The sequence below is a fragment of the Streptomyces sp. NPDC023838 genome (assembly GCF_040639555.1).
In the GTDB taxonomy this organism is placed as follows: domain Bacteria; phylum Actinomycetota; class Actinomycetes; order Streptomycetales; family Streptomycetaceae; genus Streptomyces.
This window is the reverse complement of record NZ_JBFAAD010000033.1, coordinates 37,993-62,793: the sequence shown is the minus strand read 5'-3', so window position 1 is coordinate 62,793 and position 24,801 is coordinate 37,993. Positions and strand designations below refer to the sequence as shown.

17 protein-coding genes and 3 pseudogenes are annotated in these 24,801 nt (G+C 67.7%); 13 read left to right on the top strand and 7 right to left on the bottom strand.

Annotated features, from left to right (window positions below; genetic code table 11):
* Nucleotides 1-5: 5 nt before the first annotated feature.
* The 5 genes and pseudogenes from kdpA (at nt 6) to AB0G17_RS30205 (ending at nt 6,159) form a co-directional block, all read left to right on the top strand.
* Nucleotides 6-1,670, top strand: coding sequence for a potassium-transporting ATPase subunit KdpA (kdpA, locus tag AB0G17_RS30225; protein ID WP_361389631.1), 1,665 nt, complete (start codon nt 6-8; stop codon nt 1,668-1,670).
* A complete protein-coding gene (kdpB, locus tag AB0G17_RS30220) occupies nt 1,667-3,814 on the top strand; it encodes a potassium-transporting ATPase subunit KdpB (RefSeq protein ID WP_361389629.1) in 2,148 nt (715 codons plus the stop codon). The genes kdpA and kdpB overlap by 4 nt, the downstream gene beginning before the upstream one ends.
* A 6-nt stretch (nt 3,815-3,820) precedes the next feature.
* The gene (locus tag AB0G17_RS30215; RefSeq protein WP_361389627.1) at nt 3,821-4,495 is read left to right on the top strand and encodes a potassium-transporting ATPase subunit C; all 675 of its coding nucleotides are present in this window, start codon (nt 3,821-3,823) and stop codon (nt 4,493-4,495) included.
* Between the two features lie 199 nt (nt 4,496-4,694).
* A pseudogene (locus AB0G17_RS30210) lies at nt 4,695-4,820 on the top strand (nucleoside deaminase); the annotation flags it as partial.
* Between the two features lie 136 nt (nt 4,821-4,956).
* Entirely contained in the window at nt 4,957-6,159 is a 1,203-nt protein-coding gene (locus AB0G17_RS30205) for a serine hydrolase domain-containing protein (protein ID WP_361389625.1), read from the top strand.
* A gap of 299 nt (nt 6,160-6,458) precedes the next feature.
* Here AB0G17_RS30205 and AB0G17_RS30200 read toward each other — a convergent pair.
* Nucleotides 6,459-6,659, bottom strand: a pseudogene (locus AB0G17_RS30200) (NUDIX hydrolase); the annotation flags it as partial.
* 118 nt (nt 6,660-6,777) lie between these two features.
* On the opposite strand from AB0G17_RS30200, the gene AB0G17_RS30195 reads away from it, so the two are divergent.
* The 5 genes and pseudogenes from AB0G17_RS30195 (at nt 6,778) to AB0G17_RS30175 (ending at nt 11,571) form a co-directional block, all read left to right on the top strand.
* Nucleotides 6,778-7,275, top strand: a complete 498-nt coding sequence (locus AB0G17_RS30195; RefSeq protein ID WP_361389623.1) for a nucleoside deaminase — start codon at nt 6,778-6,780, stop codon at nt 7,273-7,275.
* Between the two features lie 78 nt (nt 7,276-7,353).
* Nucleotides 7,354-7,824, top strand: a complete 471-nt coding sequence (locus AB0G17_RS30190) for a hypothetical protein (protein ID WP_361389621.1) — start codon at nt 7,354-7,356, stop codon at nt 7,822-7,824.
* Between the two features lie 3 nt (nt 7,825-7,827).
* Nucleotides 7,828-9,546: an alpha/beta hydrolase gene (locus AB0G17_RS30185; protein ID WP_361389619.1), complete on the top strand. Its 1,719-nt coding sequence runs from the start codon at nt 7,828-7,830 to the stop codon at nt 9,544-9,546.
* Between the two features lie 32 nt (nt 9,547-9,578).
* Nucleotides 9,579-10,145 (top strand): hypothetical protein, encoded by a 567-nt coding sequence (locus AB0G17_RS30180; RefSeq protein ID WP_361389683.1) that lies wholly within the window; start codon nt 9,579-9,581, stop codon nt 10,143-10,145.
* 1,002 nt (nt 10,146-11,147) lie between these two features.
* Nucleotides 11,148-11,571 (top strand): annotated as a pseudogene (locus tag AB0G17_RS30175) (ATP-binding protein).
* Between the two features lie 362 nt (nt 11,572-11,933).
* On the opposite strand, the gene AB0G17_RS30170 reads toward AB0G17_RS30175, so the two are convergent.
* From AB0G17_RS30170 to AB0G17_RS30160, 3 genes are all read right to left on the bottom strand, one after another.
* A complete protein-coding gene (locus tag AB0G17_RS30170; RefSeq protein ID WP_361389617.1) occupies nt 11,934-14,087 on the bottom strand; it encodes an AIPR family protein in 2,154 nt (717 codons plus the stop codon).
* A 53-nt stretch (nt 14,088-14,140) separates the two neighbouring features.
* Nucleotides 14,141-15,649: an N-6 DNA methylase gene (locus AB0G17_RS30165; RefSeq protein ID WP_361389615.1), complete on the bottom strand. Its 1,509-nt coding sequence runs from the start codon at nt 15,647-15,649 to the stop codon at nt 14,141-14,143.
* A gap of 214 nt (nt 15,650-15,863) precedes the next feature.
* Nucleotides 15,864-16,154, bottom strand: a complete 291-nt coding sequence (locus tag AB0G17_RS30160; RefSeq protein WP_361389613.1) for an ATP-binding protein — start codon at nt 16,152-16,154, stop codon at nt 15,864-15,866.
* A gap of 460 nt (nt 16,155-16,614) precedes the next feature.
* Here AB0G17_RS30160 and AB0G17_RS30155 point away from each other — a divergent pair, with 460 nt between their 5' ends.
* Genes AB0G17_RS30155 through AB0G17_RS30145 form a run of 3 tightly spaced genes read left to right on the top strand, consistent with a single transcriptional unit; the run spans nt 16,615 to nt 17,452 of the window.
* The gene (locus AB0G17_RS30155) at nt 16,615-16,902 is read left to right on the top strand and encodes a Scr1 family TA system antitoxin-like transcriptional regulator (RefSeq protein WP_361389611.1); all 288 of its coding nucleotides are present in this window, start codon (nt 16,615-16,617) and stop codon (nt 16,900-16,902) included.
* 2 nt (nt 16,903-16,904) lie between these two features.
* Nucleotides 16,905-17,234 (top strand): Scr1 family TA system antitoxin-like transcriptional regulator, encoded by a 330-nt coding sequence (locus tag AB0G17_RS30150; RefSeq protein WP_361389609.1) that lies wholly within the window; start codon nt 16,905-16,907, stop codon nt 17,232-17,234.
* Nucleotides 17,231-17,452, top strand: coding sequence for a DUF397 domain-containing protein (locus AB0G17_RS30145; protein ID WP_361389607.1), 222 nt, complete (start codon nt 17,231-17,233; stop codon nt 17,450-17,452). Before AB0G17_RS30150 ends, AB0G17_RS30145 begins: the two co-directional genes overlap by 4 nt.
* 69 nt (nt 17,453-17,521) lie before the next feature.
* Here AB0G17_RS30145 and AB0G17_RS30140 read toward each other — a convergent pair whose 3' ends face one another.
* From AB0G17_RS30140 to AB0G17_RS30130, 3 genes are all read right to left on the bottom strand, one after another.
* Nucleotides 17,522-19,048, bottom strand: coding sequence for a class I SAM-dependent DNA methyltransferase (locus AB0G17_RS30140; protein WP_361389605.1), 1,527 nt, complete (start codon nt 19,046-19,048; stop codon nt 17,522-17,524).
* Nucleotides 19,049-19,134: 86 nt separating this feature from the next.
* Nucleotides 19,135-20,673, bottom strand: coding sequence for a restriction endonuclease subunit S (locus AB0G17_RS30135; RefSeq protein WP_361389603.1), 1,539 nt, complete (start codon nt 20,671-20,673; stop codon nt 19,135-19,137).
* Nucleotides 20,670-24,353: a DEAD/DEAH box helicase family protein gene (locus AB0G17_RS30130; RefSeq protein ID WP_361389601.1), complete on the bottom strand. Its 3,684-nt coding sequence runs from the start codon at nt 24,351-24,353 to the stop codon at nt 20,670-20,672. The genes AB0G17_RS30135 and AB0G17_RS30130 overlap by 4 nt, the downstream gene beginning before the upstream one ends.
* Between the last annotated feature and the right edge of the window lie 448 nt (nt 24,354-24,801).

Below are 24,801 nucleotides of genomic sequence, written 5' to 3'. Positions count from 1 at the left end.
CCGCCATGTCCTCTGTTCTTTCCGGTGTGCTCCAGTTCGCCGCGCTCGCGGTGGCACTGGGCCTTTCCCACCGGCCGCTGGGCGACTACATGGCCCGCGTCTACTCCTCCGACAAGCATCTGCGCGTCGAGAAGTGGATCTACAAGGCCGTCGGCGCCGATCCGTCCACCCAGATGCGCTGGCCCGCGTATCTCAGGGGCGTCCTGGCGTTCTCCGCCGTGAGCGTCCTCTTCCTCTATCTGCTCCAGCGCCTCCAGGGGCACCTGCCGGGCTCGCTCGGCTTCGTGTCGATCCCCGCGGACCAGGCGTTCAACACGGCGACCTCGTTCGTGTCGAACACCAACTGGCAGTCGTACGCGGGCGAGCAGGCCATGGGCCACGTGGTGCAGACCGGCGGCCTGGCGGTGCAGAACTTCGTCTCGGCCTCGGTGGGCATCGCGGTCGCGGTCGCCCTCGTACGCGGCTTCGCCCGCTCCCGTACCGGTGAACTCGGCAACTTCTGGTCCGACCTGGTGCGCGGCACCGTCCGGATCCTGCTGCCGATCTCGGTGATCGGCGCGCTGGTGCTCGTCGCCTGCGGCGCCATCCAGAACTTCGCCGGTATTCATTCGGTGGGCCAGTTCATGGGCGGCTCACAGCAGTGGAACGGCGGCGCGGTCGCCTCACAGGAGGCGATCAAGGAGCTGGGCACGAATGGCGGTGGTTACTTCAACGCCAACTCGGCCCACCCCTTCGAGAATCCCAACGGATTCTCGAACCTCTTCGAGATCTTCCTGATTCTGGTGATTCCGTTCGCGCTCACCCGCACCTTCGGCAGGATGGTCGGAAGCGTCAAGCAGGGATACGCGATCCTGGCCGTGATGGTCACCATCTGGGCCGGGTTCACCGCGCTGATGATGTGGACCGAATTCGCCCACCACGGACCGGCGTTCGACATCTCCGGCGGTGCGATGGAGGGCAAGGAGACCCGCTTCGGCATCGGCGGCACCTCGATCTTCGCGGTCGCCACCACGCTCACCTCCACCGGCGCCGTGGACGGCTTCCACTCCTCGCTCACCGGTTTCGGCGGCGGCATCACCATGCTGGGCATGCAGCTCGGCGAGATCGCGCCGGGCGGCACCGGCTCCGGCCTCTACGGCATGCTGATCATGGCGATCATCGCGGTGTTCCTGGCGGGCCTGATGGTGGGGCGCACCCCGGAGTACCTGGGCAAGAAGATCGGCACCCGCGAGATCAAGTTCGCGGCCTGCTACATCCTCATCACCCCGGCCCTCGTCCTGGGGTTCACGGCGATCGCGATGGCGATGCCCTCGACGCGCGACGCGATGACCAACTCGGGCGCGCACGGCTTCTCCGAGGTGCTCTACGCGTACACCTCGGGTGCCAACAACAACGGCTCGGCCTTCGCCGGCCTGAACGCGAACACGGAGTGGTTCAACACGAGCATCGGCCTCGCCATGCTCCTGGGCCGGTTCCTGCCGATGGTGTTCGTCCTGGCCCTGGCGGGCTCGCTCGCCGAGCAGCAGCCGATCCCCGAGACGGCGGGCACCCTGCGCACCGACAAACCGCTGTTCACGGGCCTGTTGGTGGGCACGCTCCTGATCGTCACCGGTCTGACCTACTTCCCGGCGCTTGCGCTGGGGCCGCTGGCCGAGGGGCTGGCGTCATGACCACGAACCTGAAGTCTGAGGAGCCCGGCTCCATGTCGACCGCCACCCCCACCCGCGCCCCGCACAGCGACGTCCCGACCGGTCACCAGGACCACCAGCACCAGGGGAAGGTCGGCGGCGGCCTGTTCGACCCCAAGCAGCTCCTGAAGTCCTTCCCGGAAGCGGTCAGGAAGCTCGATCCCCGGGTGATGGTCAAGTCTCCCGTGATGTTCGTGGTCGAGATCGGCTCCGCACTGACCACGATCCTGGCGGTCAAGGACCCGGGGGACTGGTTCGGCTGGGCGATCGCGGGCTGGCTCTGGCTGACCACGGTCTTCGCCAACCTGGCGGAGGCGGTCGCGGAGGGCCGGGGCAAGGCGCAGGCCGACACCCTGCGCAAGGCCAAGACGGACACGGTCGCCCGCCGGCTCTCCCCGGACGGCCGTGACGAGGAGCGGGTGCCCGGCACCGAGCTGCGGATCGGGGACCTGGTGGTCTGCGAGGCGGGCGACGTCATCCCCGGCGACGGTGACGTCGTCGAGGGCGTCGCGTCCGTCGACGAGTCCGCGATCACGGGCGAGTCCGCGCCGGTGATCCGCGAGTCGGGCGGCGACCGCAGCGCGGTGACGGGCGGAACGAAGGTCCTCTCGGACCGCGTGGTCATCAAGATCACGACGAAGCCGGGCGAGACCTTCATCGACCGGATGATCCACCTGGTCGAGGGCGCGGCCCGCCAGAAGACGCCGAACGAGGTCGCCCTCAACATCCTGCTCGCCTCGCTGACGATCGTGTTCCTGCTGGCGGTGGTCACCCTCCAGCCGTTCGCGAAGTACGCGGGCGCCGAGCAGTCGATGATCGTGCTGGCGGCCCTGCTGGTGTGCCTGATCCCGACGACGATCGGCGCGCTGCTCTCCGCGATCGGCATCGCGGGCATGGACCGCCTGGTGCAGCGCAACGTCCTGGCGATGTCGGGACGCGCGGTCGAGGCGGCGGGCGACGTCTCGACGCTGCTCCTGGACAAGACGGGCACGATCACCCTGGGCAACCGCCAGGCCTCGGAGTTCGTACCCGTACGAGGAACGACGGAGGCCGAAGTCGCGGACGCGGCGCAGCTCTCCTCGCTGGCCGACGAGACCCCCGAGGGCCGTTCGATCGTCGTCCTGGCGAAGGAGGAGTACGGGCTGCGCGAGCGCCACCAGGGCGAGCTGACGGAGGCCGAGTGGATCGCGTTCACCGCCCAGACGCGTATGTCGGGCGTGGACGTGCACGGGCGCAAGGTGCGCAAGGGTGCCACCGGTTCGGTGGTCGCGTGGGTGAAGGAGCGCGGCGGCAGTGTCCCCGAGGACGCCCAGGAGCTCACCGACCGGATTGCCCAGGCTGGTGGCACGCCGCTGCTGGTGGCGCTGGAAGACGCTGAGGGCGCCCGCGTCCTCGGGGTGATCCACCTCAAGGACGTGGTCAAGGACGGCATGCGGGAGCGGTTCGACGAACTGCGCCGCATGGGCATCAAGACGGTCATGATCACGGGCGACAACCCGCTGACCGCCAGGGCCATCGCGGAGGAGGCGGGCGTGGACGACTTCCTCGCCGAGGCCACCCCCGAGGACAAGATGGCCCTGATCAAGCGCGAGCAGGCCGGCGGCAAGCTGGTCGCGATGACGGGCGACGGCACCAACGACGCCCCCGCGCTTGCGCAGGCGGACGTGGGCGTGGCCATGAACACCGGCACGTCGGCCGCCAAGGAGGCCGGCAACATGGTCGACCTCGACTCCGACCCGACCAAGCTGATCGAGATCGTGGAGATCGGCAAGCAGTTGCTGATCACCCGGGGCGCGCTGACGACCTTCTCGATCGCCAACGACGTGGCGAAGTACTTCGCGATCATCCCGGCGATGTTCGCGGTGGTCTACCCGGGCCTCGACAAGCTCAACATCATGAGCCTGCACAGCCCCCAGTCCGCGATCCTGTCCGCCGTCATCTTCAACGCCCTGATCATCGTCGCGCTCGTACCGCTGGCCCTGAAGGGCGTCCAGTACAAGCCGACCAGCGCCGACAAGATGCTCCGCCGCAACCTCGGGATCTACGGCCTGGGCGGCCTGATCGCGCCCTTCGTCGGCATCAAGCTCATCGACCTGATCATCTCCCTCATCCCCGGAATCGGCTGATCCGTCATGAACAACTCCCTGAAGAACACAGCCAGGTTGATCGGCGCGGGCCTGCGCGCCCTGCTGGTCCTCACGGTGATCTGCGGCGTCGTCTACCCCCTGGCGGTCACCGGCGTCGCGCAGGCGGCGTTCGGCGACAAGGCCAACGGATCGGAGGTCGAGTCCGGCGGAAGGGTGGTCGGTTCGGAGCTGATCGGCCAGCGCTACGACCTCCCGAAGAGGAACCCCTCCGACCCCGAGGAGGCGGCCCGCCCGGACCTCCACTGGTTCCAGCCGCGCCCGTCGAACGGTCTGACCCCCAACACCCTCAACACGCGCTACCGGTTGACGGTCTCCGGCGCCACCAACCTCTCCGGCGACAACGACCAGCTGATCCAGCAGATCAAGGACGCCAAGGCGGCGGTGGTACGGGACAACTCGACGCCGACGTACCAGGTGAACCCGTCGGCCGTCCCCGCCGAGGCGGTCACGTCCTCGGGCTCGGGCCTGGACCCGGACATCTCCCCGGCGTACGCGAAGCTCCAGGTCCACCGGGTGGCGCGGGTGAACGGCCTGCCGGTGGCGGAGGTGGAGAAGCTGGTCGCGGACCACACGACGGGCCGGATCCTCGGCTTCATGGGCGAGCCGCGCGTGAACGTCCTGAAGCTGAACATCGCGCTGAAGGGGCTGGTGGGGAAGTGAGCGGCTCGCTCCCCGCGATGCGCGGGGCCCGGGCCGCTCATAGACTGACGGCGGCACTATGTCCCTGTTGGTGCGGATAAGGGAGATGCGGTCCATGTCCAAGCGAGGCAACAAGCGACGCGCGCGGAAGAAGAAGAGCGCGAACCACGGGAAGCGGCCGAACACGTGATCCGGGTCGGGACAAGGCGACCATGAGGTCATGGAACTGGCGGCAGCACGTGCCCTGCTGCCCGTAGCGGTCCGGGAGGCGCGAGCAGGGCTGACCGAGGGGGGCATCCCGATCGGAGCCGCGCTCTACGGCGCGGACGGCCGCCTCCTGGGCCGCAATGGCAGGCTCCGGTGGATGGGTCCGAACGAGTGGACTCGCAGGGACGCGGACCGCACGGGAGCCTTCCTCCCGGATCCGGATGGTGGCGTTGCCTCCTCAGCCCCAGTCCCGATCCGGAAGAGGCGCCCACGCCATGCGACGAACCCCCGCCCGACGTCTGTTCGCCGCCGCGCTGCTGGTGGCGTCCGTACTGGCCCCGACGGCAGCGACGGCGGCCGTCGCCGACCACGGGGTGGGTGTCGGCCGGCAGCACCAGGACGCATACCCGCCGGGCGGCGGCCTGGGCCGCGAGCTGACGGCCCGGCTGGACAAGGCCATCGAGAGCCTCCGCAAGCAGGAGGGCATCCCCGGCGTGGTCGTAGGGCTGTGGATGCCGGGCAAGGGAAAGTACGTCCGCGCGACCGGGGTCGCCAACACCGCGACGCACCAGCCGATGAGCACCCGCTTCTTCACCCGGATCGGCAGCGAGACGAAGACCTTCACGGTCACCGCGCTGCTCAAGCTGGTCGACGACCACCGGATCCGGCTGGACGACCCGATCTCGGCGTACATCCACGGCGTACCGAACGGCCGCCGGATCACGCTGCGCCACCTGGCCGAGATGCGCAGCGGCTTGTTCTCGTACACCGATGACGCGGGCTTCCAGCACGACCTGCTGAGCGACCCGTACCGCAGGTTCACCCCGCACCAGGTGCTCGCGTACGGCTTCAAGCACCGGAACACGTTCGCGCCGGGCGCGCAGTTCCAGTACTCCAACAGCAACCTGGTCCTGCTGGGGCTGGTGATCGAGAAGGTCAGCGGCCGGCGCGTCGAGGACTTCATCCGTGAGCGGGTACTGCGCCCGGCCCACCTCGACCACACGCTGTTCCCCAGGGGCCTGGAGTTCCCCAGGCCACACGCGCACGGCTACACCAACCAGACCCTGAGCGGCGCCGTCGAGGACTCCACCCGCTGGAACCCCAGCTGGGCCTGGTCGGCCGGGGCGATGATCTCGAACCTCCAGGACCTGCGCCGCTGGGCCAAGGTCGTCGCCACGGGCACCCTGCTCACCCCCGAAACCCAGCGCCAGCGCCTCAAGACGCTCCCGACGGGCTACCCCGGGACGAGCTACGGCCTCGGCATCTTCAAGAGCGGCGGCTGGATCGGCCACAACGGCTCCATCCCCGGCTACGAGAGCGTGACGGTCTACCTGCCGTCGCGGAAGGCGACGCTGGTGGTGATGCTGAACACGGACATCACATACCAGGGGCAGGAGCCGTCTTCGCTGGTGGCGCGGGCGATCACGCAGATCGTGACGCCGGGCCATGTCTATGACCGGCCGGTGCCGCCGCGCTAGGCCTTTGACCGGGTCGGCTTGGCCCGGCCCGTGATCGGGCCTTATCGGGCCTTGTCGGGCCTTGATCGGGGTGACGCGCCCGTCGCCCGTCGCAGGGCGGCGAGGTGCTCGCGCGGGCGGCAGCGGGAAGGGGAGGCGCGGCTGCACGGGCAGAAGCGGCCGGGCTGATGCGGCGCGCCCGACGGCTGGGCCGACGACAAGAAGCCGACGCGCCGAGCAGACCATGCGATGCGGTTGGCCCGCCCGAGTGAGTCGCCCTTGAATGTGGAGCGCCGCATGGCCGCTGCTGCGGCCGGCGCTCAGCCGAGGTAGGGCTCCCGTCGCGACTCGTCCAGGCCGTGCCGGATGCGCAGCCTCATGGACGGGTGGATGTCCAGGTCATCGAGGTCCGTTGGGTTCACCCAGCGGACCTCCTTCGATTCGCTGCTCGTGCGGAGGGATCCGCCGACCGGGTGGGCCCGGAAGCAGATGGAGAATTGCCGGCGGACCTCTCCATCGTCACACCTGAGAGCAGGCGGGGCTCCAAGACAGGCCCTGAGCCGTCCGTGCGCGCCCCGGCCCCGGACGCCGCCGTCGTGGCGGCGGGCCGGGGCCGGGGCCGTGTCCCACAATGCCCGTATGGACCCGGAAGCCCGTATGGACCCGGCAGTGGCCCGCGCCCTGCTCCCCACCGCGCTCGCGGAGGCCCGCGCGGGCCGGGCCGAGGGCGGGATCCCCGTCGGCGCGGCCCTCTTCGACGCGACCGGCACCCTCCTCGGCCGCGGCCGCAACCGCCGCGTCCAGGACGACGACCCCTCCACGCACGCCGAGACGGCCGCGTTCCGGGCCGCGGGCCGCCAGGCCACGTACGCCGGTACGACGATGGTGACGACCCTCGCCCCCTGCTGGTACTGCAGCGGCCTGGTCCGCCAGTTCGGGATCTCCCGGGTGGTGATCGGTGAGGCGCGGTCGTTCGACGGCGGACAGGAGTGGCTGGCCGGGCACGGGGTGGAGGTCGTGGTGCTCGACGACGCCGAATGCCGGGCGCTGATGCGGGAGTTCATCGCGGCTCAGCCGGAACTCTGGTTCGAGGACATCGGAAAGCCGCCGTACGGCAGACAGTCCGGGCCGGACTGAGTACGCGTACTCATGGCTGGCCGGAAATCGCCCAGTAGCCTCCCGGGAGGAAGATCAGCAAACGGAGGGGCGAACGGTATGTCCACACCGATCGGCGGGCCCACACGGGGCTTCTGGATCACGCCGGGCGACGTCCAGAAGGCCGGCGACTCGGCCCGCAAGGTGGCCAAGGACATCCCCGGCGAGATCAAGACCCTGTACACGCCGACGGACACGGCGGTGGCGGGTCTGGCCGGTTTCGAGACCGCCAAGGCGATCGACGACTGCCTGGAGGCATGGGCGAAGGCGCTGCGCTCGCTGGCGGGCATGGTGGAGAGCGCGGCGGACGCGGTCTCCTCCTCCAGCACGAGCTTCGCCCGGGAGGACCACGAGCGCGGGAAGTCGTTCCTGGGCTTCGGCCCGTACACGCCGTACGCGCCGGGCGTCTCGGCGCCGGGGGTGCAGGGCCCGTACGCCCCGCACCCGCCGGGGGTGCAGGGCCCGTACGCCCCGCACACCCCCTACGCGCCCGGTGTCACGATCCCGCCGGTCTCGAACGGGGGGCACTGACGCATGAGGGTCTCGCAACTGCGCGACGCCAAGCCGCTCCTGCTGACGGACGCGGGGGACGCCTGGGACAAGCTGGCGGAGACGTTCGGCACGCACACCGCCGACTGCGGCAAGTATCTGCACGCACCCTTCCAGCAGGGGAACTGGGGCGGGCTCGCCGCCGAGTCCGCCGCCGACCGGCTGGCCCGGATGCAGCGCGACCTGCTCGTGGCGAAGAGGGAACTCGACGCCGTGGGTACGGTGTTGCGGGCGTGCGGGGAGGAGTTCGCGGCGCAGCAGGGCAAGCTCGCGCACGCGATCGCGGACGCCACGGGCGCCGGGTACAGCGTCGCCGACGACGGCAAGGTCACCGCGCCGAGCGTCGACACCGCCGGCATGAAGCCCGGCGACGTGGCGATGATGCAGCGCGACCAGGCGACCCGCGCGCAGGGGTACGCCGACCGGATAGGCGACGCCCTGTCGGCGGCGCGGACGGCCGACAAGGAGTACGCGGCGGCGGTCAAGCTCTTCACGGACGCGGCCAACCGCTGCGCCAAGGGCGACTGGAGCCTGGGCTTCAGGGAGCTGGCGAAGGCGGACGAGCTCAAGGGCGAGCTGCTGCACGAGCTCGGCATGCCGGACGCGAAGGGCTCGCCCGGTTCCGTACAGACGTGGTGGGCAGGGCTCTCCCCCAGCCTCCAGGCCAAGCTGATGCAGGACTACCCGAAGGAGATCGGCAACCGCGACGGCATCCCGGCCGCGGACCGCGACAAGGCCAACCGGACGTATCTGCCGATGCTCCTGAACAGCCTGGAGGGGCAGTACGCGGGAGCGGACGGGGACGAGGCCAAGGCCCTCAAGGACAAGATCGAGGGGCTCAAGGGCATCCAGAAGCAGCTGGCGGCGGAGGGCGAGCCGCGCCCGTACCTGCTGGGCATCGGCTCAGAGGGCAAGGGCCGCGCCATAGTCTCCTTCGGCAACCCGGACACGTCGAAGAACGTCTCCGCGTACGTCCCCGGGCTGAACACCAAGCTGAGCGGCCACTTCGCGTCGGCGGACGTGGACCGCGCGCGGAACGTGGCGACCATGGCGAACAAGATGTACCCCGACACCACGACCGCCTCGGTGGTCTGGCTCGGCTACGACTGCCCGCAGCTGGACGGCTTCAAGTGGTCGGCGACGGACGTGATGAGCAAGGACGACGCGCAGGCGGGCGCACCGGCGTACGACAGGTTCCTCAGCGGCATCAGGGCCACGCACGAGTCCGGCTCACCGCATGTGACGGCGATCGGCCACTCGTACGGCTCGCTCACGGTGGGCCAGGCGACCCAGCAGCCCGGCGGCATCCCGGCGGACGACGTGGTGCTGGTCGGCAGCCCCGGGGTGGGCGTGAACAAGGCGTCGGACCTGGGGGTCGGGGCGGACCACGTCTACATAGGCGCGGCGGAGAACGACCAGGTGACGTACTTGCCCTCTCCCAACCTGCTGGAGTACGTGGCACCGGGAAGCGAATACGGCCCGAAGAAGAACTGGTTCGGCACGGACCCCGCCGACAACCACTTCGGGGGCCACCACTTCGCGGTCGCCCCCGGCAAGGACACGGGCCTGACCGGCCTGGCCAAGGGCGACCTGCCCGCACACTCGCTGTACTTCGACCCGGACGCCGGGGGTGACTCGCTGCCGAACATCGCGAGTGTGGTCACGGGCAACGGCGACAAGATCAAGACGACGGCACCGAGATGAGGCGGGGCCGGGGGGTGAGGTGCGTGGTGCTGATGGCGATGCTGGCGGCGGTGACGGCATGCGGCCCCGACGGGGCACAGTCGGGACAGACGAAGAGCGACGAGCGGGTACGAACGATGAACATGCAGCAGGCGGGCGAGGGCTCGGAGAACATCCTGGACGCGACGCTGGCGGCGATCCAGCCGCCGGTGAAGTGGGCGTACGGAGCCCCCATGCAGGAGGCGTGCAGCACGGACCTCAACGAGCCGACGGGCAAGACGACGGTCACCCGCAGCCGCAACATCCTGACGATCGTTTCCCCCCACCGCCGAGGCAACCTCCTGGGCGTGGTCCAGCGCTACTGGGAGTCGGCGGGCTTCAAGGTGACGAGCGTCCGGGACGACGGCTCCATGCCCTGGCTCCGCGCGAGCCGCGCGGACGGCTTCAGCGTGTCGCTGCAGGTGGGGAGCGTGGGGAACGTGTTCCTCAGCGCGAGTTTCGCGTGCGCGGAGGACTCGGAGATGACGTACCCGACGGGGACACCGGGGAAGCCCGGGGGGCCTCGGGTGGAGGAGCTCAAGCCGCGTGAGCGGTCGGAGTTCTGGTCGGGGGAGAGGTGAGGATGGCGGTGATCGGGTGGATCGCGGCCGGTCGGTGGCCCCCCGGCGACGCACGACCGCTTCAGACATCCGTCGGGATCCGCCACAGCGGCGTGGCCCAGCGCTCCGGCCGGTGGTCCATGAGAGGCCGACGCAGGTTATCGCGCTGTGAGTCGGGGACGTCCAGGGTCTCAGCGAGGTGACGGAACGTCGAATGAGTGACCCCGCGGCTGCGGGCCCCCGCTTCAAAAATGTCGAGCCGCGCCAGCAGGGCATCGGGGCGAAGCTCCACCAGAGACTGCTGTGAACCGGCGTGCAAGGGAGTTGTACGGAAGGGCCCGGCAGGAGGGGAAGATCTACACTGTCGGCGAGTACGGGGTGATCACTCGGCAGGTTGGAGTGAGGCGCCGGATCACGCTTTTGAGGCCCTCAGCCTGGTGAAGGACCGTCAGGTCGTCCAACGCCGAAGAGTGACCCACGACCAGGACGGCTCGGGCATATCCACCTCGTGCTCCCGCCGGCCGTCGGCGAGAGGGCACCAAAGCTCCTAGACTCGGGACGGATGCAAGAAGGGCACTCTCCTGTACGTCGAGAACGTGACTAGTCGGCAGGGGAGTTACGCTGAGAGCCACATGTGCGCCAGGCAGGCGACGGACGAAGAGGCGGCGGACCTCCATCTGGTCACGGGTTTGACAGTCCGATTGTGCATCACGTCGTCTTCGACCTTCAGGACAGGCCGTTGGAGTTCGCCGAAGCGACGTACCCGCCGAGTCGATCGGCGTCCGAACAGGATTACCCACTCGTCTGAAGGCCTCGCATTTCCGCGTTTCGCTTGCTCGTCGGCAGTTGCCAATGGCGACATCCAGTAAGTGACGAAGGCCACTTGCAGGGGGCGCGGAGTGGCAGGGCGACGGGGGGCTGGGGGAGGCTCCGTTGCCCGCTCCAGACGACCACCTCCGAATGCCCACCGAAACGGCACTGCCGGCTGCGGAAGCAGAGAGACAGAGGCAAGGCGCGAACACGGTGGCATACACGATCGAACGCTGTCCCTCCGAGGATTCCCCGCGCCTGGGCGCGATGACACTGCACCCCTACCCGCCTTCGTAAGAACAGCACGGCGGTCGTTCCGGAAGTTCATCGCTCCGTACGACGTGTCCTGCTCGGTCGACGACCGCGTGCTGCTGTCGGAACTGGTGACGAACGCCATCGTGTACGGCGAGTCGACGGAGCCCTGGACGATCCGAGTGGAGTGCTTCCGTGAGGGGGCCTCGCTTCGGGGCGAGGCACACAACCCGGGGTTCCCAGCGAGGGTAAAAATTCGCCACCCCGACGCCCACGGCCGAGGCCTCCTCCTGGTCGACGCCATCGCAGAGTCCTGGCACTGCGAGCCGGGTCGTTTGGGGGGACGGTGGTGTCTTTTTTGATGGCTGTAGCTTGGCCGGTGTGAGGGAATGTCGGTGCCCTAAGGGGGGCGGTTCGGGGACCGCAGCGTAGGGGTTGGTTGTCGTACACCCGGCCCGGATATTCGCGCGTTGTCTACTTCACATGCGAAGGTCCTTGCACCCAGTGAGGTAACTGGTTTCGGAGTCTCTGTGGCCTTGTGCAATGCGTCCCAGTGGGTTTCGGGCTTGTGCACATGGCTCCCGCGAGCTTCTGCCGTTCCGGTACTACCAACCACCAGCTGGCGAAGCGCGCGTGGAACAGCGCCTGAAAGTCCTGCTCTCCCGTTGCGCGAAGTCGCTCGGAGGCTGGCAGGCGGTCGCCGACCGCCGGATCGACGACCGGCCGGGTGCGTACGACAGACGACCGCTACTCGGCGTCCTTCTCTTCCTCCATACCGTCGAGGAGTCGCCGGGCCAGGATGGCGAGCGTTTCTCCGTCCTGGGTGGCCCAGCGTGCAGTGCCTTGATTCGAGACGGGGCGGCCTTCCCATGCGGCCAGCTCCCACATCCGTGCGATGAGCCCGCTAGGCGAGTACGCGTTGCCGTCGGCGGCCCAAACGATCGGACGTGCCCGGTTGCTGTTGGTCCACTTCGCGAGTGCCCGGCGCGGGTTCGCGTCGAGCCATGCGGCGAGCGCATCCTTCTCCGGCTGCAAGTACAGGGCCAGACGCAGGGGTGCGCCTTCGTCCAGGGCGCCGCTGTCGACGATGACGTGCACCGCGTTGGGCCTGCGGCGCTTGCGCGGCTTGCTCTCCTTGCGCCGGTACTGCGCGGCGGCGTCCTCGGCCCCGCCGCCTTCCAGGGCTGCCAGGGCCGCAGTCACGAGGTCGGCGGCCTGCGCCGGATCGGCACACACCCGCTGGAGGCTCGACCTGGTTCCCACACCGTCCAGGGCCTGTACGAGCGCCGGGACGGCGCGCTTGACTAGGTCGGCCACCTGCCCCTTCGCGTCGGCGGCCCACGTGAGCGACTGGTCCGGTTCGCCCATCCCGGCGTCCTGGGCGAGGAGTTGCCGGAACACCAGGTGGGTGATGAGGAACGTGCCGTCGTCGATGACGGCGGCCGCGCGCCCGGCGTACTGTTCGCGTTCCGCACGCAGAGCCGTGCGCACCGCCCGCATGACGTTCACGGCGTTCCACGTCTCGTACACACTGGGCACGGAGCGGAAGAGGGGGTCGTAGATACCGCTGCCACCTCGTTCCCACAGCACATCGGTAGAGCCGGACGCGACGAGCCGGGCCGCGAACCGGCTGCCGCTGTGGGCGCAGGCGAGCGCGCACGCGGCTTCCACCACTGAGCAGCCTTCGTCGTCCTGGGGTTCGAGTTCGCTGCGGCGCACGCTGTACACGAGGCCCAGTTCGGCACGGAACTCGTCGATGAGCACCGCCTGGACCGGGTCGAGGGCGATGCGGTCGCGCTCGGTGATGTGGTTCTGGCGGTTGGTCGCCTGGGTGGTGCGGTTGGCGAACTCGCTGTCCCCACCGGTGACGATGAACCGGACGGTGACCTGGGCGAGTCCGGCTTCCTCTGACTGCTGGGCGGCGTCGATGACGGAACGTACGGTTTGTGCGCCGTTCACGACACTGGCGCCGTGGGCGGTGAGGCGGACCGGGTGGCGCTCGGGGAACTTCTGCGATCCGGGCACCGCTTCCAAGGAGTCGCACAGCACGGTGACTCCGTTGTTGAAGTACCAGAAGTGGGACGGCTCACCGGTGAGGGTGTCCAGCAGCTCCTTGTTGATGGGGGTGAGCCCCAGCGGGTTGCGGATGTTGCGGACGAACAGCTCGTTGCCGTGCTCGGCCCAGGTCGCGACCTCTTCGGCCTGCATGACGCCCTCGTAGGAGAGGTATGGCGAGGGCACGCTGAACCAGGGGTGGAGCGTGGCCGTCAGCGTGACGGGTTCACTTTGCTGGTCCTTCCGGACCAGCGCGTGGATCTCCTTGGCGTGCAGAAAGTGATGGCCGACGTAGTCGCCGTGGGAGTTGAACTCCCCCTCACCGTTCTTGATGACCTGCAATACGCCCGGCGAGGGCGGCTCGGTGCCCATGAGGACGATCACTTGGGTGATCTCGGTGGTCTTCTCGCTGATGAGGTCGTGTGCCCGCTTGGCGAGGATCTGTCCGCGGGGGTTGAACTGGGCGGCCTCTCCGGAGTCGATGAGGGTCAGTCCCGCGAAGAGCTTGTGCACGGCGGCCTCGTCCGCCTTGGCCTTTCCGGTCGAACTCCACTTGGCCTGCACGAGGTAGATGTGCGCGGCCGTCTCGTCTATGGCGATGGCGTCGATGCCCTGGTCCTGGCCTCCGTCGATGACACAGTCGGCCGCATGCTCGGGGGTCCACCCCGTCATGATGCGCACGGCGTGCGCTGCCAGGGCGCGGGAGCGGAAGGCGGGCTGGGTCTGCTCCGGCGGGCGGTTGCCGAAGTCGCTGATGTCGATGAGGCCGGTGTATGTCTCGTCGAAGGCGCGCTCGACCTGGCGGACCTGGGTGGGGATGTCGGGCTGCTGGGGAATGGCGTTCATGGTGTTCCTGTCCGGCTGGCGACGAGCGCTGAAGAGGGTGCGGGCACGGGAGCTCAGTTGAGGGAGTCCAGTACGACCTGGAAGCTCCGCTGCGCGTCGCCGAGGTGGTCCACGATCGACTGCGCGATCTCGCGCGGATCACCGAAGTCGTCGGGTGCGTCGGCGAGATGCGCCTTCAGGTCGAGGCTGGCGCCGGAACTGTCCAGTATCTTCCGCACGGTGTCAGGGCCGTATCGCTTGAAGCGCGACGATTCGGTGCGCCCGGCGCGCCCCTCCTCTCCGGGCCGGTACGCCTCCAGGAACTCCGCGAAGTCCTCTTCCGTGAGAGGGTTCTCGGTGTCTGTGTGGTGAAGGTCACGGGCGTCGTACACCCACAGCTCGTCGGTGGCCGGATCCCCGTTCGGGCGCAGCACGGACTTGGTGAAGAAGAGCACGTTCGACTTGGAACCGGTGTCGTGGAACATGCCGGTCGGCAGCCGCAGCAGGGTGTGCACGTCGCAGTTCCTCAGGAGCGCCCTGCGGATTGTGGCCGCCGCTCCGCCGTGGAACAGCACACCGTCGGGGACGAAGACGGCCGCTCTGGCCCCCTGCGGCAGGGTGATCGCCAGATGCTGAAGGAAGTTGGCTGGGAGCGTGGCGTTCTGCGCCCAGAAGTCGTCCCGCTGCTCGGTGTTCGCTTCGACGTTGCTCTTGAACGGCGGGTTGCAGATGGCGACGGTGGCGGTCACGTCCCGTTCGTACCGGCGTACCAGGCGCTCCTTGGTGTCGAGTGAGTCCGCGCGCAGTATCGGTGGTACGTCGTGGAACTGACGCCCGGTGTTGAGGAGCACGTTCATCGTCGCCAGGCGGCACATCTGTACGTCGATGTCGGCGCCCGCAATGGCGGCGGCGTCCACGCGGCCCCCCTGCGCGGCCATCTCGCGGTGGGCTGCGATGAGGCTGGTGCCGACCCCGACGGCCGCGTCGACCACCCGATCCCGCGGGGTAAGGGAGAGCGCCTTGGCTATCACGGTGAGCAGGTGGGGCGGGGTGAGGAACTGGCCCGTCTCCCGCTTGGCCCGGATGTCGTCCCGGCAGTCGGCTATCAGCAGGGAGAAAGCGGAACCGAGTTCGTCCCGGGGCACATCCGACCAGCGGAACGGTTCGAAATCCTCGACGATCAGCCGTCCGAGATCCGCCATCTTGTCGGCTGGCCACGGGCGGGAGTCGTGGAAGAGGACACTCGCGATGGCCCGGCGGGGATCCTGCGGGTTCGGCTTGCCGAGTTCGGCCATCAGCCCGGTCAGGGCACGGTGCAGATCCTCACCACCGGCGAGCACGAGGCTCGGCCAGCTGCCCGCCGACGCGATCGGCGGACTCGCGAACATCCCCGTCCGCTGGGCGCGCTCATGGTCGAGTTTCAGGAAGAGCAGATACGCGATGTGCTCGGTGAACTCCAGCCGGGTCAGCCCTTTGAGGCTCGGCTTCTGTTCGAAGAACCGCTGCCAGCGCCGGAAAATCCCGTCTGCCGTCCAGTGCCCCTCCGGTCCTCTCGCCCCGATGTTGTCGCGCTCCGTCGCCATGCCCCACCCGTTCTCGAACGTCCCTGTCCGAGTGGATACGCCGACGGGCCACCCCCCTGTTCCGGCAGCATCGGATCCGGTGACGTAGCGCTCCGAGAACACATCAGATCCGGCCGATCGGGCCGCAGGCGATCAACTCCCTTCCAGGGTAGGCGCAAGGTCGGCAGCCGGGGCCCCGAGCAGTACTTTTTTCGGCCTGTCAGACCCCGCCCTCCTACTGAGCCGAAATCCAGCAGCGCATCTGCTTTCCGACGGGCGTCCGCGTGACCCGCCACTCTGGTGCGAGCAGATCGACCAACGGCAGCCCCCGCCCCGACTCCGCCTCGGGGTCGTCGAGCCGTACGCCGCCCCGCACGGGCAGCATCCGGCGGTACGGGTCGTGCAGCCTGACCCGGACGCCTCGCCCCGCGTCATCACCGCACCCGGACGACGTGACCCCCACCTCGGCGACGAGCGGAACGAAGTCACCACAGGCGCGGAACGCGTTCCCGCACAGCTCAGACATCACCAACTGCGTGGAGTACACGAGGCTTTGCTGACCCCGGTGTCGGCGAGCGTCTTGGCGATGAGGGTGCAGGTGGCGCAGAGGTAGTCGGGGGTGGCGGTGAGGTGGAGGAAGAAGCCGGAGGGGGGGTGTGGTACCAGCTGTGAGAGTGGGGCATGGGGGCTACTACGTCGGGGGCGAACTTTCTGCGCCACGAAGACTTGAGAGTGGCCACCGACTCCCTAAAATCGCAACGTTTCTACCCTAACGGGCGGAGGTTTCCCATTGCTTTCCGTCAGGGCGTGGCGCGAATGCCTGAGCCTGGACCGCGCCGCCTCTGCGATGGCGTGGCAGAGCCGGAAGATGTCGAAGATCAAGAATGCCCTATAGGCGGTCCGACCCGCCGACCTGGACAAGCTGCTCACGATCTACGGAGTGAACGAATACGAGGTCCACGACACTCTGGAGCAGCTGAGAAACGATGCACCGAAGAGGGGCTGATGGCAGGCATATTCGCAGGCCGGCGGTCCCCTTTTACGCGGACTACATCTCCCTTGAAACGGACGCCGACGTGGTCTGCTCACGGTCGCCCCTCCTGATTCCGGGGCTGTTGCAGAGCGCCGCCTACGGGCGCGAAACGATCGCCGGAATCACGACCAGACGAAGCGCCGAAGAGGTCACCGCCTTGGCGGAGGTGCGCATGGCTCGCCAATCCATGCTCAGTCGACCTGGCGCTCCTCTGGAGTTCTGGGCCTCATCCACTAGGTAGCCTTGCGTCTGCGGTTCGCGAGTCGGCCCGGCACCATGCGAGAGCAGCTGCGCAGGCTTCGCGAGACCGCGGAACTTCCCAATGTGACAGTGCAGTTGATGCCCCTCGACGCAACGCCCCATCCAGGGCTTGAAGGCGGCCTCTCGCTCACCAAGTTCCGGGCACCGCTGCCGAGCGTCGTCCTCTTCGAGAACCCCGGCGGAGCGACATACGTTGAAGGTGAAGACGCGATCCCCTTCGAGCGAGCGTACGAGCGCATTCGCGCCACCGCCTTGCCCGTCAAGGACTCACTTGTACGCATCGCCGAGCTGGAAGAAGGCTTCCGGAAGTGACCGACCGCAGAACTGAGCTGTACGACCAAGATCTCGATGGTGCCGTCTGGCGCAAGGCCACAGCTAGTGGAGCCGAGAACGACTGCGTCGAGGTCGCCGAACTGCCGCACGGCGCGCGGGCCGTACGTGATTCGAAGAACCCGGAGCGGGAACCGTTGCGGTTCACCGCGTCGGAGTGGGCCGCGTTCCGGGCGGGTGTGATCGCGGGCGAGCTCTGAGCGCGAAGAGAGGCGAAGAGCGGCGGGCCGGTGGTTCTCGGTGAACCACCGGCCCGCCTGCTGCTGGCTCTACTTCTCGTCGGCCGACGGCGGTACGTCCTTCTTCAAGGCGCGGGCCACGGCCGTGAACTGGGCCAGCGCCACTTCGAGTTCGTCCACGATCTCCTGGGCGATCACGTCCGGTGACGTGTACTCCGTGGTCGTGGCTGCAGCGGACTTGAGTACGGTGAGGTCGAGGTTGACCTTGTCCCTGGCGATCAGCTCGTCGTAGTCGTACGCGCGGAAGCGGTCACTCGGGGTGCGCTTGCTGAAGTCCGTGCCGCCGGAGTGGTACGCGGCGACGAAGTCGTCGAGGTGCTGACGGCCCAACTGGCGCTGCTTGAGCGTGAAGCGCTGGTCCGTGCGGAAGTCGTAGACCCAGAGGTCGCGCGTGCCGGGGCGGCCTCCGGTGCGTTGGCCGGTCTTGTCGAAGAACAGGACGTTGGCCTTGACGCCGTTGGCGTAGAAGATCCCGGTGGGCAGGCGCAGCAGGGTGTGGACGTCGCAGAGGTTGAGGAGGTTCCTGCGGATGGTTTCGCCGGCGCCGCTTTCGAAGAGGACGTTGTCGGGGAGGACGAGGGCGGCTCGGCCATTGGTCTTCAGCAGGTTGTAGATGTGCTGGACGAAGTTGAGCTGCTTGTTCGTAGTCGGTGCCCAGAAGTCGGTGCGGGAGGTGTACGACTCGCCGGTCACCGAGCCGACGCCGAAGGGCGGGTTGGCGAGCACGATGTCGTAGTGCCGCTTCGGGGGGCGGGCCAGGGAGTCCTGGATGGTGATGAGCGGTTTGGCCTCGGAGCTTCCGATGCCGTGCAGCAGCATGTTCATCAGGGCCAGGCGGCCAGTCTCGCGGACGAGTTCGTAGCCGGTGATCGCGCCAGTCTGGAGAGCGCGGCCCTTGTCGCCGTACAGCTCGTCCTCGTAGTTCTGAACGAGGTGGGCGTGCGCCGCGATGAGGAAGCCGCCGGTACCGCAGGCTGGGTCGGTGATCGTCTCGCCGGGCTTCGGCTGAACGCAGTCGACCATGGCGTCGATGAGCGGGCGGGGCGTGAAGTACTGGCCCGCGCCCGTCTTGCGGTCCTCGGCGCCGCGCTGGAGGAGACCTTCGTAGGCGTCGCCCTTGAGGTCCTGGTTCTCGGTGGTCCAGGTGTGGGGGTCGATCAGGTCCTTGATCAGGCGGTCAAGGACGGCCGGTTCGTGGATCTTGTTCTGCGCCTTGGTGAAGACCTCGCCGAGCATGGTGCCGCCACGCTGACCGAGGTCCTTGAGGATGAACTCGTAGTGGTCAAGCAGCGCTTCGGCGGACCGGGTCGTCAGGCTCTTCCAGTCCCGGCCCTCGGGAACGAGAGGCTTCTCGGGGGCATTGCGCCGGAAGGCGGCCGGGCGGTTGGCACGCTCGTCGGCCATCTTCAGGAAGAGGAGGTAGGTGAGCTGCTCGACGTAGTCGAGGGTGGAGACGCCGGAGTGGCGCAGCAGTTCGCAGTACGACCAGAGACGGTTGACGAGGGTGGAGGTGGAGGCCGGGGCCGCGGGAGCGGCCTTGGTCTTGGCTTCCGTCACGCGAGGGACGGGAATTGTGCCGGGTCTCGGGGCCGCGTCAGCGGGATCTTCGGGGGTCGGCTTTTCGGTGCTGCTCATCATGATGCTCACAGGGGAAGTGCTTCTTGGGTGCCGGAGGGAACCGGTCGGCCGGAGGCCTGGGGGGCGGCCGGGACAGTCGTACGGGATGCACGCTTGCGCCTGGCTGGCTTGACCTCGGCAGCCCGCTGAGCACGGATCCGATCGAGGAGGAGTGAGGCGGGCTCGTCGTCGGGGTCTTGGGGCACGAGGGTGCCCGTGAAGGCAGCACGGAAGAGGGCCTCACGAAGTTCAAGCGCCTCGCCGTTCAATCCGCGAACTTGCTCATGCAACACCGCAAGTTGCTTCGTGAACCCTGCCAGTTCATTGCACAGCGCATTCTGAACGGGCCTCGGAGGAAGCGGAATGGGGAGTTCCCTACACGTCGAAATGGCAATATTAAACTGTCCGGCAGTTGCACGAGCGGTCCGCACCAAAATCCCGATGACGTACGGTGACTGAAGTACAAATCGCAGCCACTCTGGAGAGATTTCCGGACCCGCACGAAAGGCGGCAATGGCTTGATTTATATTCCATTCGGGATGACCTCCGGGAACCACGGCCGTCTTACCCAAGGGTGGACCCACGATATTCGTTAGAACATCACCCGGCATAACCTTAGAACGCTTAAGACTCTGCTCGTGCGTTTCGCGATCGATAAAAGTTGGACGCACAGTGAAGTCAACGAAACCACGCTTTGAGATATTATAAACCTTCAGGAAAGGAATATCTCCAGCATCCCCATGCATGAGCGAAGCCTGCGGCGTCGAACCAGACACAATCGACGAGCAAACATCCTGCGCCACTCGCCATTTCCATCCCGCAGGAAGTGCGCGTAGAGATTGATAATTTATCTTCTTGCTGGACTTGATACGAATATCCTCCAGGGATTCTTTGCTCGGCTCGCATGCCAAGCCAAGAACACACCTGTCGAGCATGCTGTCCATAAGAGGTTGCTGCTTAACAAAGGCAGCTTCAACAGCTGCCTCCCCCGCCTCGACATACACCAACTGCTCGTCCAGCTTGGCGACGATGCGGCGCTGTTCAGCAAGAGGCGGGACAGCAATTACCGTATCCAGGAGTGCTTTACGGGAAACACTTGCCTGGTTCACATGGTTGTTAAGGATCGACTTAAAATATCCAGTCGCCCACATGTGCTGCAGCTGTGCTGCCAGGAACTTTCCATCCAGCCCTTCCGGGCCGCGCAGCCGAGTCATGTGGTTTGAGTAAGCGAGGGGCTCGGCAGAATCCACCCATGCTGTCTTGCCGACTAGCGCCGGACTGTTGGTATTGTTGAACAGCACATCGCCCAGTTCGACACGCCGGTCAGAGTTGTCAACGACGTAACGAGCATCCAGAGTATCCAGCACACCATTACGAGTGATGTTCATCGGACGGAGATGAAGGATTCCTTCACCATCGCGGTTGTGCTTACCGCTGGCGAATCCTGGTTGAACCTCAACACCCAATTCCCCGAGCGTCGCCCGAATCCACCCCGCAGGCAGCCCCTCCGTGACACCCCCGTCGGAGCCCGAACCCCCCAGCCCCACACCAGAGTCGGTCGTCACGCGCTCAGCTCCCTGTCCAGTTCATTGATGATGTGTTCCGCCCGTGTCCCCCCGAATTCCGCGAGGAATCCGTCCGTACCGTTGCGGGAGGTGAAAGGGGCGTAATCGAGGTCAGCGGTGTCGAAGCGTACACGCTCGGCCGTCGCCGCGGCGATGCGATCTAGCCACCAGCGCTGACGTTCGGTGAAACGCGCGCCCGCCTGTTCCTGGCGGGCGATCCAGGCCTGATAGCGCTCGCGCACAAACTCCTCGTGCGGCCGTGGAGCCGGGGCGCCCCGCTCGGCGCCGCCCGCGAGTTCGTAGCGGAGCAAGGCCAGCAGATCCGAGGCCGTGTGGTTGCGGCGGGCCTCGTCTATCACCGCCTCGCCGACCTTCTCGTACGCCTTCCACAGTCTGTCCGGGGTCCAGGCACGCGGCGGGCGGGCGATGCTGCGGGCCACGTCCCTGAGCCGGTCCATGGCGACGCCGGGCGGCACGTCTGAGCCGGCGCTGAACGCGATGGACATCGCCGCGATCTCGTCGCGGTTCTCCGCGATGTACCTGCGCCAGTCGCGGACCGTCTCCGTCGCCGTGTCCTTGTCGTCGACAGCCGCCTCCGCGCGGAGCAACTCGTCGGTGCCGTTCTCGTCGTAGAGGATGTCCTTCGCACGCCGCATCTCCAGCAGGCGGGCGCGCAGCGGTGGCGTGGCGGCGAGGGGTCGGACGGCCTGCTCGATGAGATCACGTACCGCGCGCTCGGGGTTGCGGCCCGCCCGCTCGGCGACCTCCCGGACTTCCAGCTGCCGGTCCGCCGAGACGGCGTCGACCATCCCGTGAACGATCTTCGTCAGTTCCAGCCCGCCGCTCAGGCGGTGGATCTCGGCGCGCTCCTCGTCCGTCATCTGGATGTCGAGTTTGGCAAGGCGGGCCGCGAGAGTGGAGACCTCTTCTTCCTCGATGGTGTTCGCGGCGGTCTTGCGGAGCAGCTTCTCCAGGCTGATCTGCTTGTCGGTGTGGCGTTCCAGCGGAGCCGCGTCGACCTTCGGTTTCTTCGTCACGCCGACCGCATCGACGATCACGAACCGGGTCTTGGGGCCGACACCAGGGGTGACCTTCTCGAAGTCGGTGAGCGACAGGGTCCGGGCACCACGGCCCTTCATCTGCTCGAAGTACGCCCAGCTCTTGACGTCCCTGAGGAACAGCAGGCATTCCAGCGGCTTGACGTCCGTGCCCGTGGCGATCATGTCGACGGTGACCGCGATACGCAGCTCCGGGAGGTTGCGGAAGGCCGCGAGGCGCTCGGCAGCGTTGCGGGCCGCGCTGGTGATCTTCGCGCAGAAATCGTTGCCCTTGCCGAAGACGTCTCGGACGACCTCGACGATCTCCTCCGCGTGGTTGTCATTCTTGGCGAAGACCAGCGTCTTGGGCACGTACACCTCGTTCCACCGCAGCGCGCCCGTGACCAGGTCGTGTTTGGCTCGCTCGGGGAAGATCTCCGTGAACAACCGGTCGCGGAACGTCTGGACGACCGTACGCAGCTGGTCCTTGCTGATGACGCCGACACCGACCTGGTTGGCGCCGTACTCGATGTCCTCGTCGATGTCCTCGTAGCGCTGGCGGCGGGTGCGGCGGTCGCGGACCGGGATGATGCCGTGCGCGATGACGCCGCCCTCGGCCGTTATCCGCGTTTCGATCTCGTAGACGGAGAAGTCGACGTTGACGCGGTCGGCCACCGCCTCCTGGTAGGAGTACTCGCTGACCAGGTTGCCGTTGAAGTAGCCGAAGGTCTGGGCGACGGGCGTGGCGGTCAGGCCGACGATGGGGGCGTCGAAGTATTCGAGGACGGAGCGCCACTTGCCATAGATGGAGCGGTGACACTCGTCGACGACGATGAGATCGAAGGCCTCCGGGGGGATGTCCGCGTTGTAGCCGACCTCGATGCCGCCCGGCACGTTGACCTCGTAGTCGATCTCACCGTCACCTCGTTCGGCGCCCGGCAGACTCGCGCCCGTAAGCTCCATGTAGAGGCGCTGGACGGTGGAGATGACGACCTTGGAGGAGGCGAACATGCCCTCCGCGCCGAGGCGCTGGACGTTGTAGAGGTCAGCGAACTTGCGGTCGGTGTCGGGGGTCTTGAAGTTCTCGAACTCGGCGAAGGCTTGCACACCGAGGTTGTTGCGGTCGACGAGGAACAGGACACGCTCGGCACGCGCGTGCTTGAGCATCCGGTACGAGAACGTCACCGCCGTGAACGTCTTGCCCGCGCCGGTGGCCATCTGGACGAGGGAACGGGACTGGCCCATCCCCTGCTGGCCTTTGCCGAACGCCACCGAGTTCTCCACGCCAAGTACCGCCTCGATCTGCGCCGGGCGCAGCGGTCGTTCGTCGAGGTCGGGCATGCGCCACCGCAGCCGGGCCCGGTAGCTGGGGGCCTGCTCGTCCTCCTCTGCCTGGCGGATCCAGCGGGCGAGTGTGCGCGGCTGGTGGAAGGAGAAGATACGGCGGGTACGGGAGTCCGGGTCGAGCACGGACCGGAAGCGGGTCTCGCCGCCGTCGCTGACGTACCGGAACGGGAGCGGGGTACGCCATGCGTTGAGGCGCTGCTCGGCGTCGGTGAGGTGGTCGGCGTAGCCGTCGGCCTGTGCCTCGGCGGCGGACAAGTCGGCGCCCTCGCGCTTGGCCTCGATGACACCGACGAGCTTGCGGTCGACGTAGAGGGCGTAGTCGGCGCGGCCCTTGGCGGTGGTGACCTCGCGGACGGCGACGCCGTTGCCCCGCCGGTCGCCCTGGACGTGGAGATTGAGGTTCGCGCCGCCGTCCTGAACGTCCCAGCCGGCCGCCGCGAGCATCGCGTCGAGTCGCTTGCGGACCTGCACTTCGGTGAGAGGCTCGCGGGAGGCCTGCTCCGCGTTGTCGAGGAGGCGGGCGCGCTCGGCGACTGCGGCTGACGCGGCGGCCCGGCCGGTGGTGTCGGCGCGTCGGCGGCCGATCTGAGTGGCCTCTGCGGCGGCCTGGAACTCCTTGAGCTGGTCCTGCATGGCCGCGACTGCACGGGCCAGCTCCTCACGCTCGGCCTGCGCCTGAGCTAGCTCGCGCTCGACGGCAGTCCGGGCAGCCTGCTCGGCCTGGGCCTGGGATGCCTGGTCGCGGTAGCTGACACGGGCCTCTTCCAGGTCTTTGCGGGCCCGGGCGACATCCTGGAGCAGGCGCTCGTTCTCGGCGGCCGAGGTGCGCTCAGGGCTAGGCGGCACGAACGGCAGTTGCTCGCGCGAGCCGGTGAGCAGCCGGTGGTACCAGGTCCCGAGACGGAAACAGGTGCGCAGCGCACGGAAGGCATCGTCGGCCCTGTCGAGTCCCGAATGGTTCGCCTCGTTGCCGAGGGTGCGCACCTCGTGGAAGGCTGCGCCCACGTCGCCGTGGAGGTAGCCCTCCCTGTCCAGTGCCCTCAGCCGGTCGAACTGAGTACCGCCTTCCACCCGGACGCGGGCCCGGCTGATCAGATCGGTCGCCATGGCCTCCGCGAACTGGCGGGATTTGATGAGGGACGTGTTCGGGTCGCTGAAGACCTGGCTCTCGGCAGCGGTTCCGTATGCGACGAGCAGCGGAAGATGCGGCAGCAGGAACCCGAAGTTGCGGGACTGCCCGGCCAGCCGTACCAGTCGGGGGTCTGGTGACTGGGACGCCCCGCTTGCGCTGCTCATGGGGTGGTACCGCCTCTCCAGGAGTGTAAAGGTCGTCGTTGTGTGCAGCGTGATCGCCCGTCGAGCCTAACCGGCGGCCGGTCGTCTGTGCTGGTATTCGGCACGACAGCTCCAGCTGGCGTGACCTGACTCCCCTCACTATCGAAATGCCACGCACAGCGCTCGACCCGAACCGCCGCCGGTGGATTGACGTTGGAGCTGGGGAGAGCATCCAGGAAGTGCGAGCCGGACCGATCAGGAAGGCCGAGCCGCATAGCCAATCTCTCCACGTAACCAGGGGAGTGACATGCTCGCCCATTGGGCCAGCACACTGCGGCCCGGCGCTTGGAAGATGCGAGCACGTGTTGTTGGGCCGGACCCATCGACCCCTGCGGCCGCCGTGCCGGGCTACCGAGTGCCACTGCCGCCTGTTGCCGTCGCCGTCGGAGGCGGCTGGGTTTTGGCAATG

Coding starts and splice junctions, on each gene's coding strand:
- kdpA (WP_361389631.1), top strand. CDS start 6: ATGTCCTCTGTTCTTTCCGGTGTGCTCCAGTTCGCCGCGCTCGCGGTG.
- kdpB (WP_361389629.1), top strand. CDS start 1,667: ATGACCACGAACCTGAAGTCTGAGGAGCCCGGCTCCATGTCGACCGCC.
- AB0G17_RS30215 (WP_361389627.1), top strand. CDS start 3,821: ATGAACAACTCCCTGAAGAACACAGCCAGGTTGATCGGCGCGGGCCTG.
- AB0G17_RS30205 (WP_361389625.1), top strand. CDS start 4,957: ATGCGACGAACCCCCGCCCGACGTCTGTTCGCCGCCGCGCTGCTGGTG.
- AB0G17_RS30195 (WP_361389623.1), top strand. CDS start 6,778: ATGGACCCGGAAGCCCGTATGGACCCGGCAGTGGCCCGCGCCCTGCTC.
- AB0G17_RS30190 (WP_361389621.1), top strand. CDS start 7,354: ATGTCCACACCGATCGGCGGGCCCACACGGGGCTTCTGGATCACGCCG.
- AB0G17_RS30185 (WP_361389619.1), top strand. CDS start 7,828: ATGAGGGTCTCGCAACTGCGCGACGCCAAGCCGCTCCTGCTGACGGAC.
- AB0G17_RS30180 (WP_361389683.1), top strand. CDS start 9,579: ATGGCGATGCTGGCGGCGGTGACGGCATGCGGCCCCGACGGGGCACAG.
- AB0G17_RS30170 (WP_361389617.1), bottom strand. CDS start 14,087: ATGAACGCCATTCCCCAGCAGCCCGACATCCCCACCCAGGTCCGCCAG.
- AB0G17_RS30165 (WP_361389615.1), bottom strand. CDS start 15,649: ATGGCGACGGAGCGCGACAACATCGGGGCGAGAGGACCGGAGGGGCAC.
- AB0G17_RS30160 (WP_361389613.1), bottom strand. CDS start 16,154: ATGTCTGAGCTGTGCGGGAACGCGTTCCGCGCCTGTGGTGACTTCGTT.
- AB0G17_RS30155 (WP_361389611.1), top strand. CDS start 16,615: ATGCACCGAAGAGGGGCTGATGGCAGGCATATTCGCAGGCCGGCGGTC.
- AB0G17_RS30130 (WP_361389601.1), bottom strand. CDS start 24,353: ATGAGCAGCGCAAGCGGGGCGTCCCAGTCACCAGACCCCCGACTGGTA.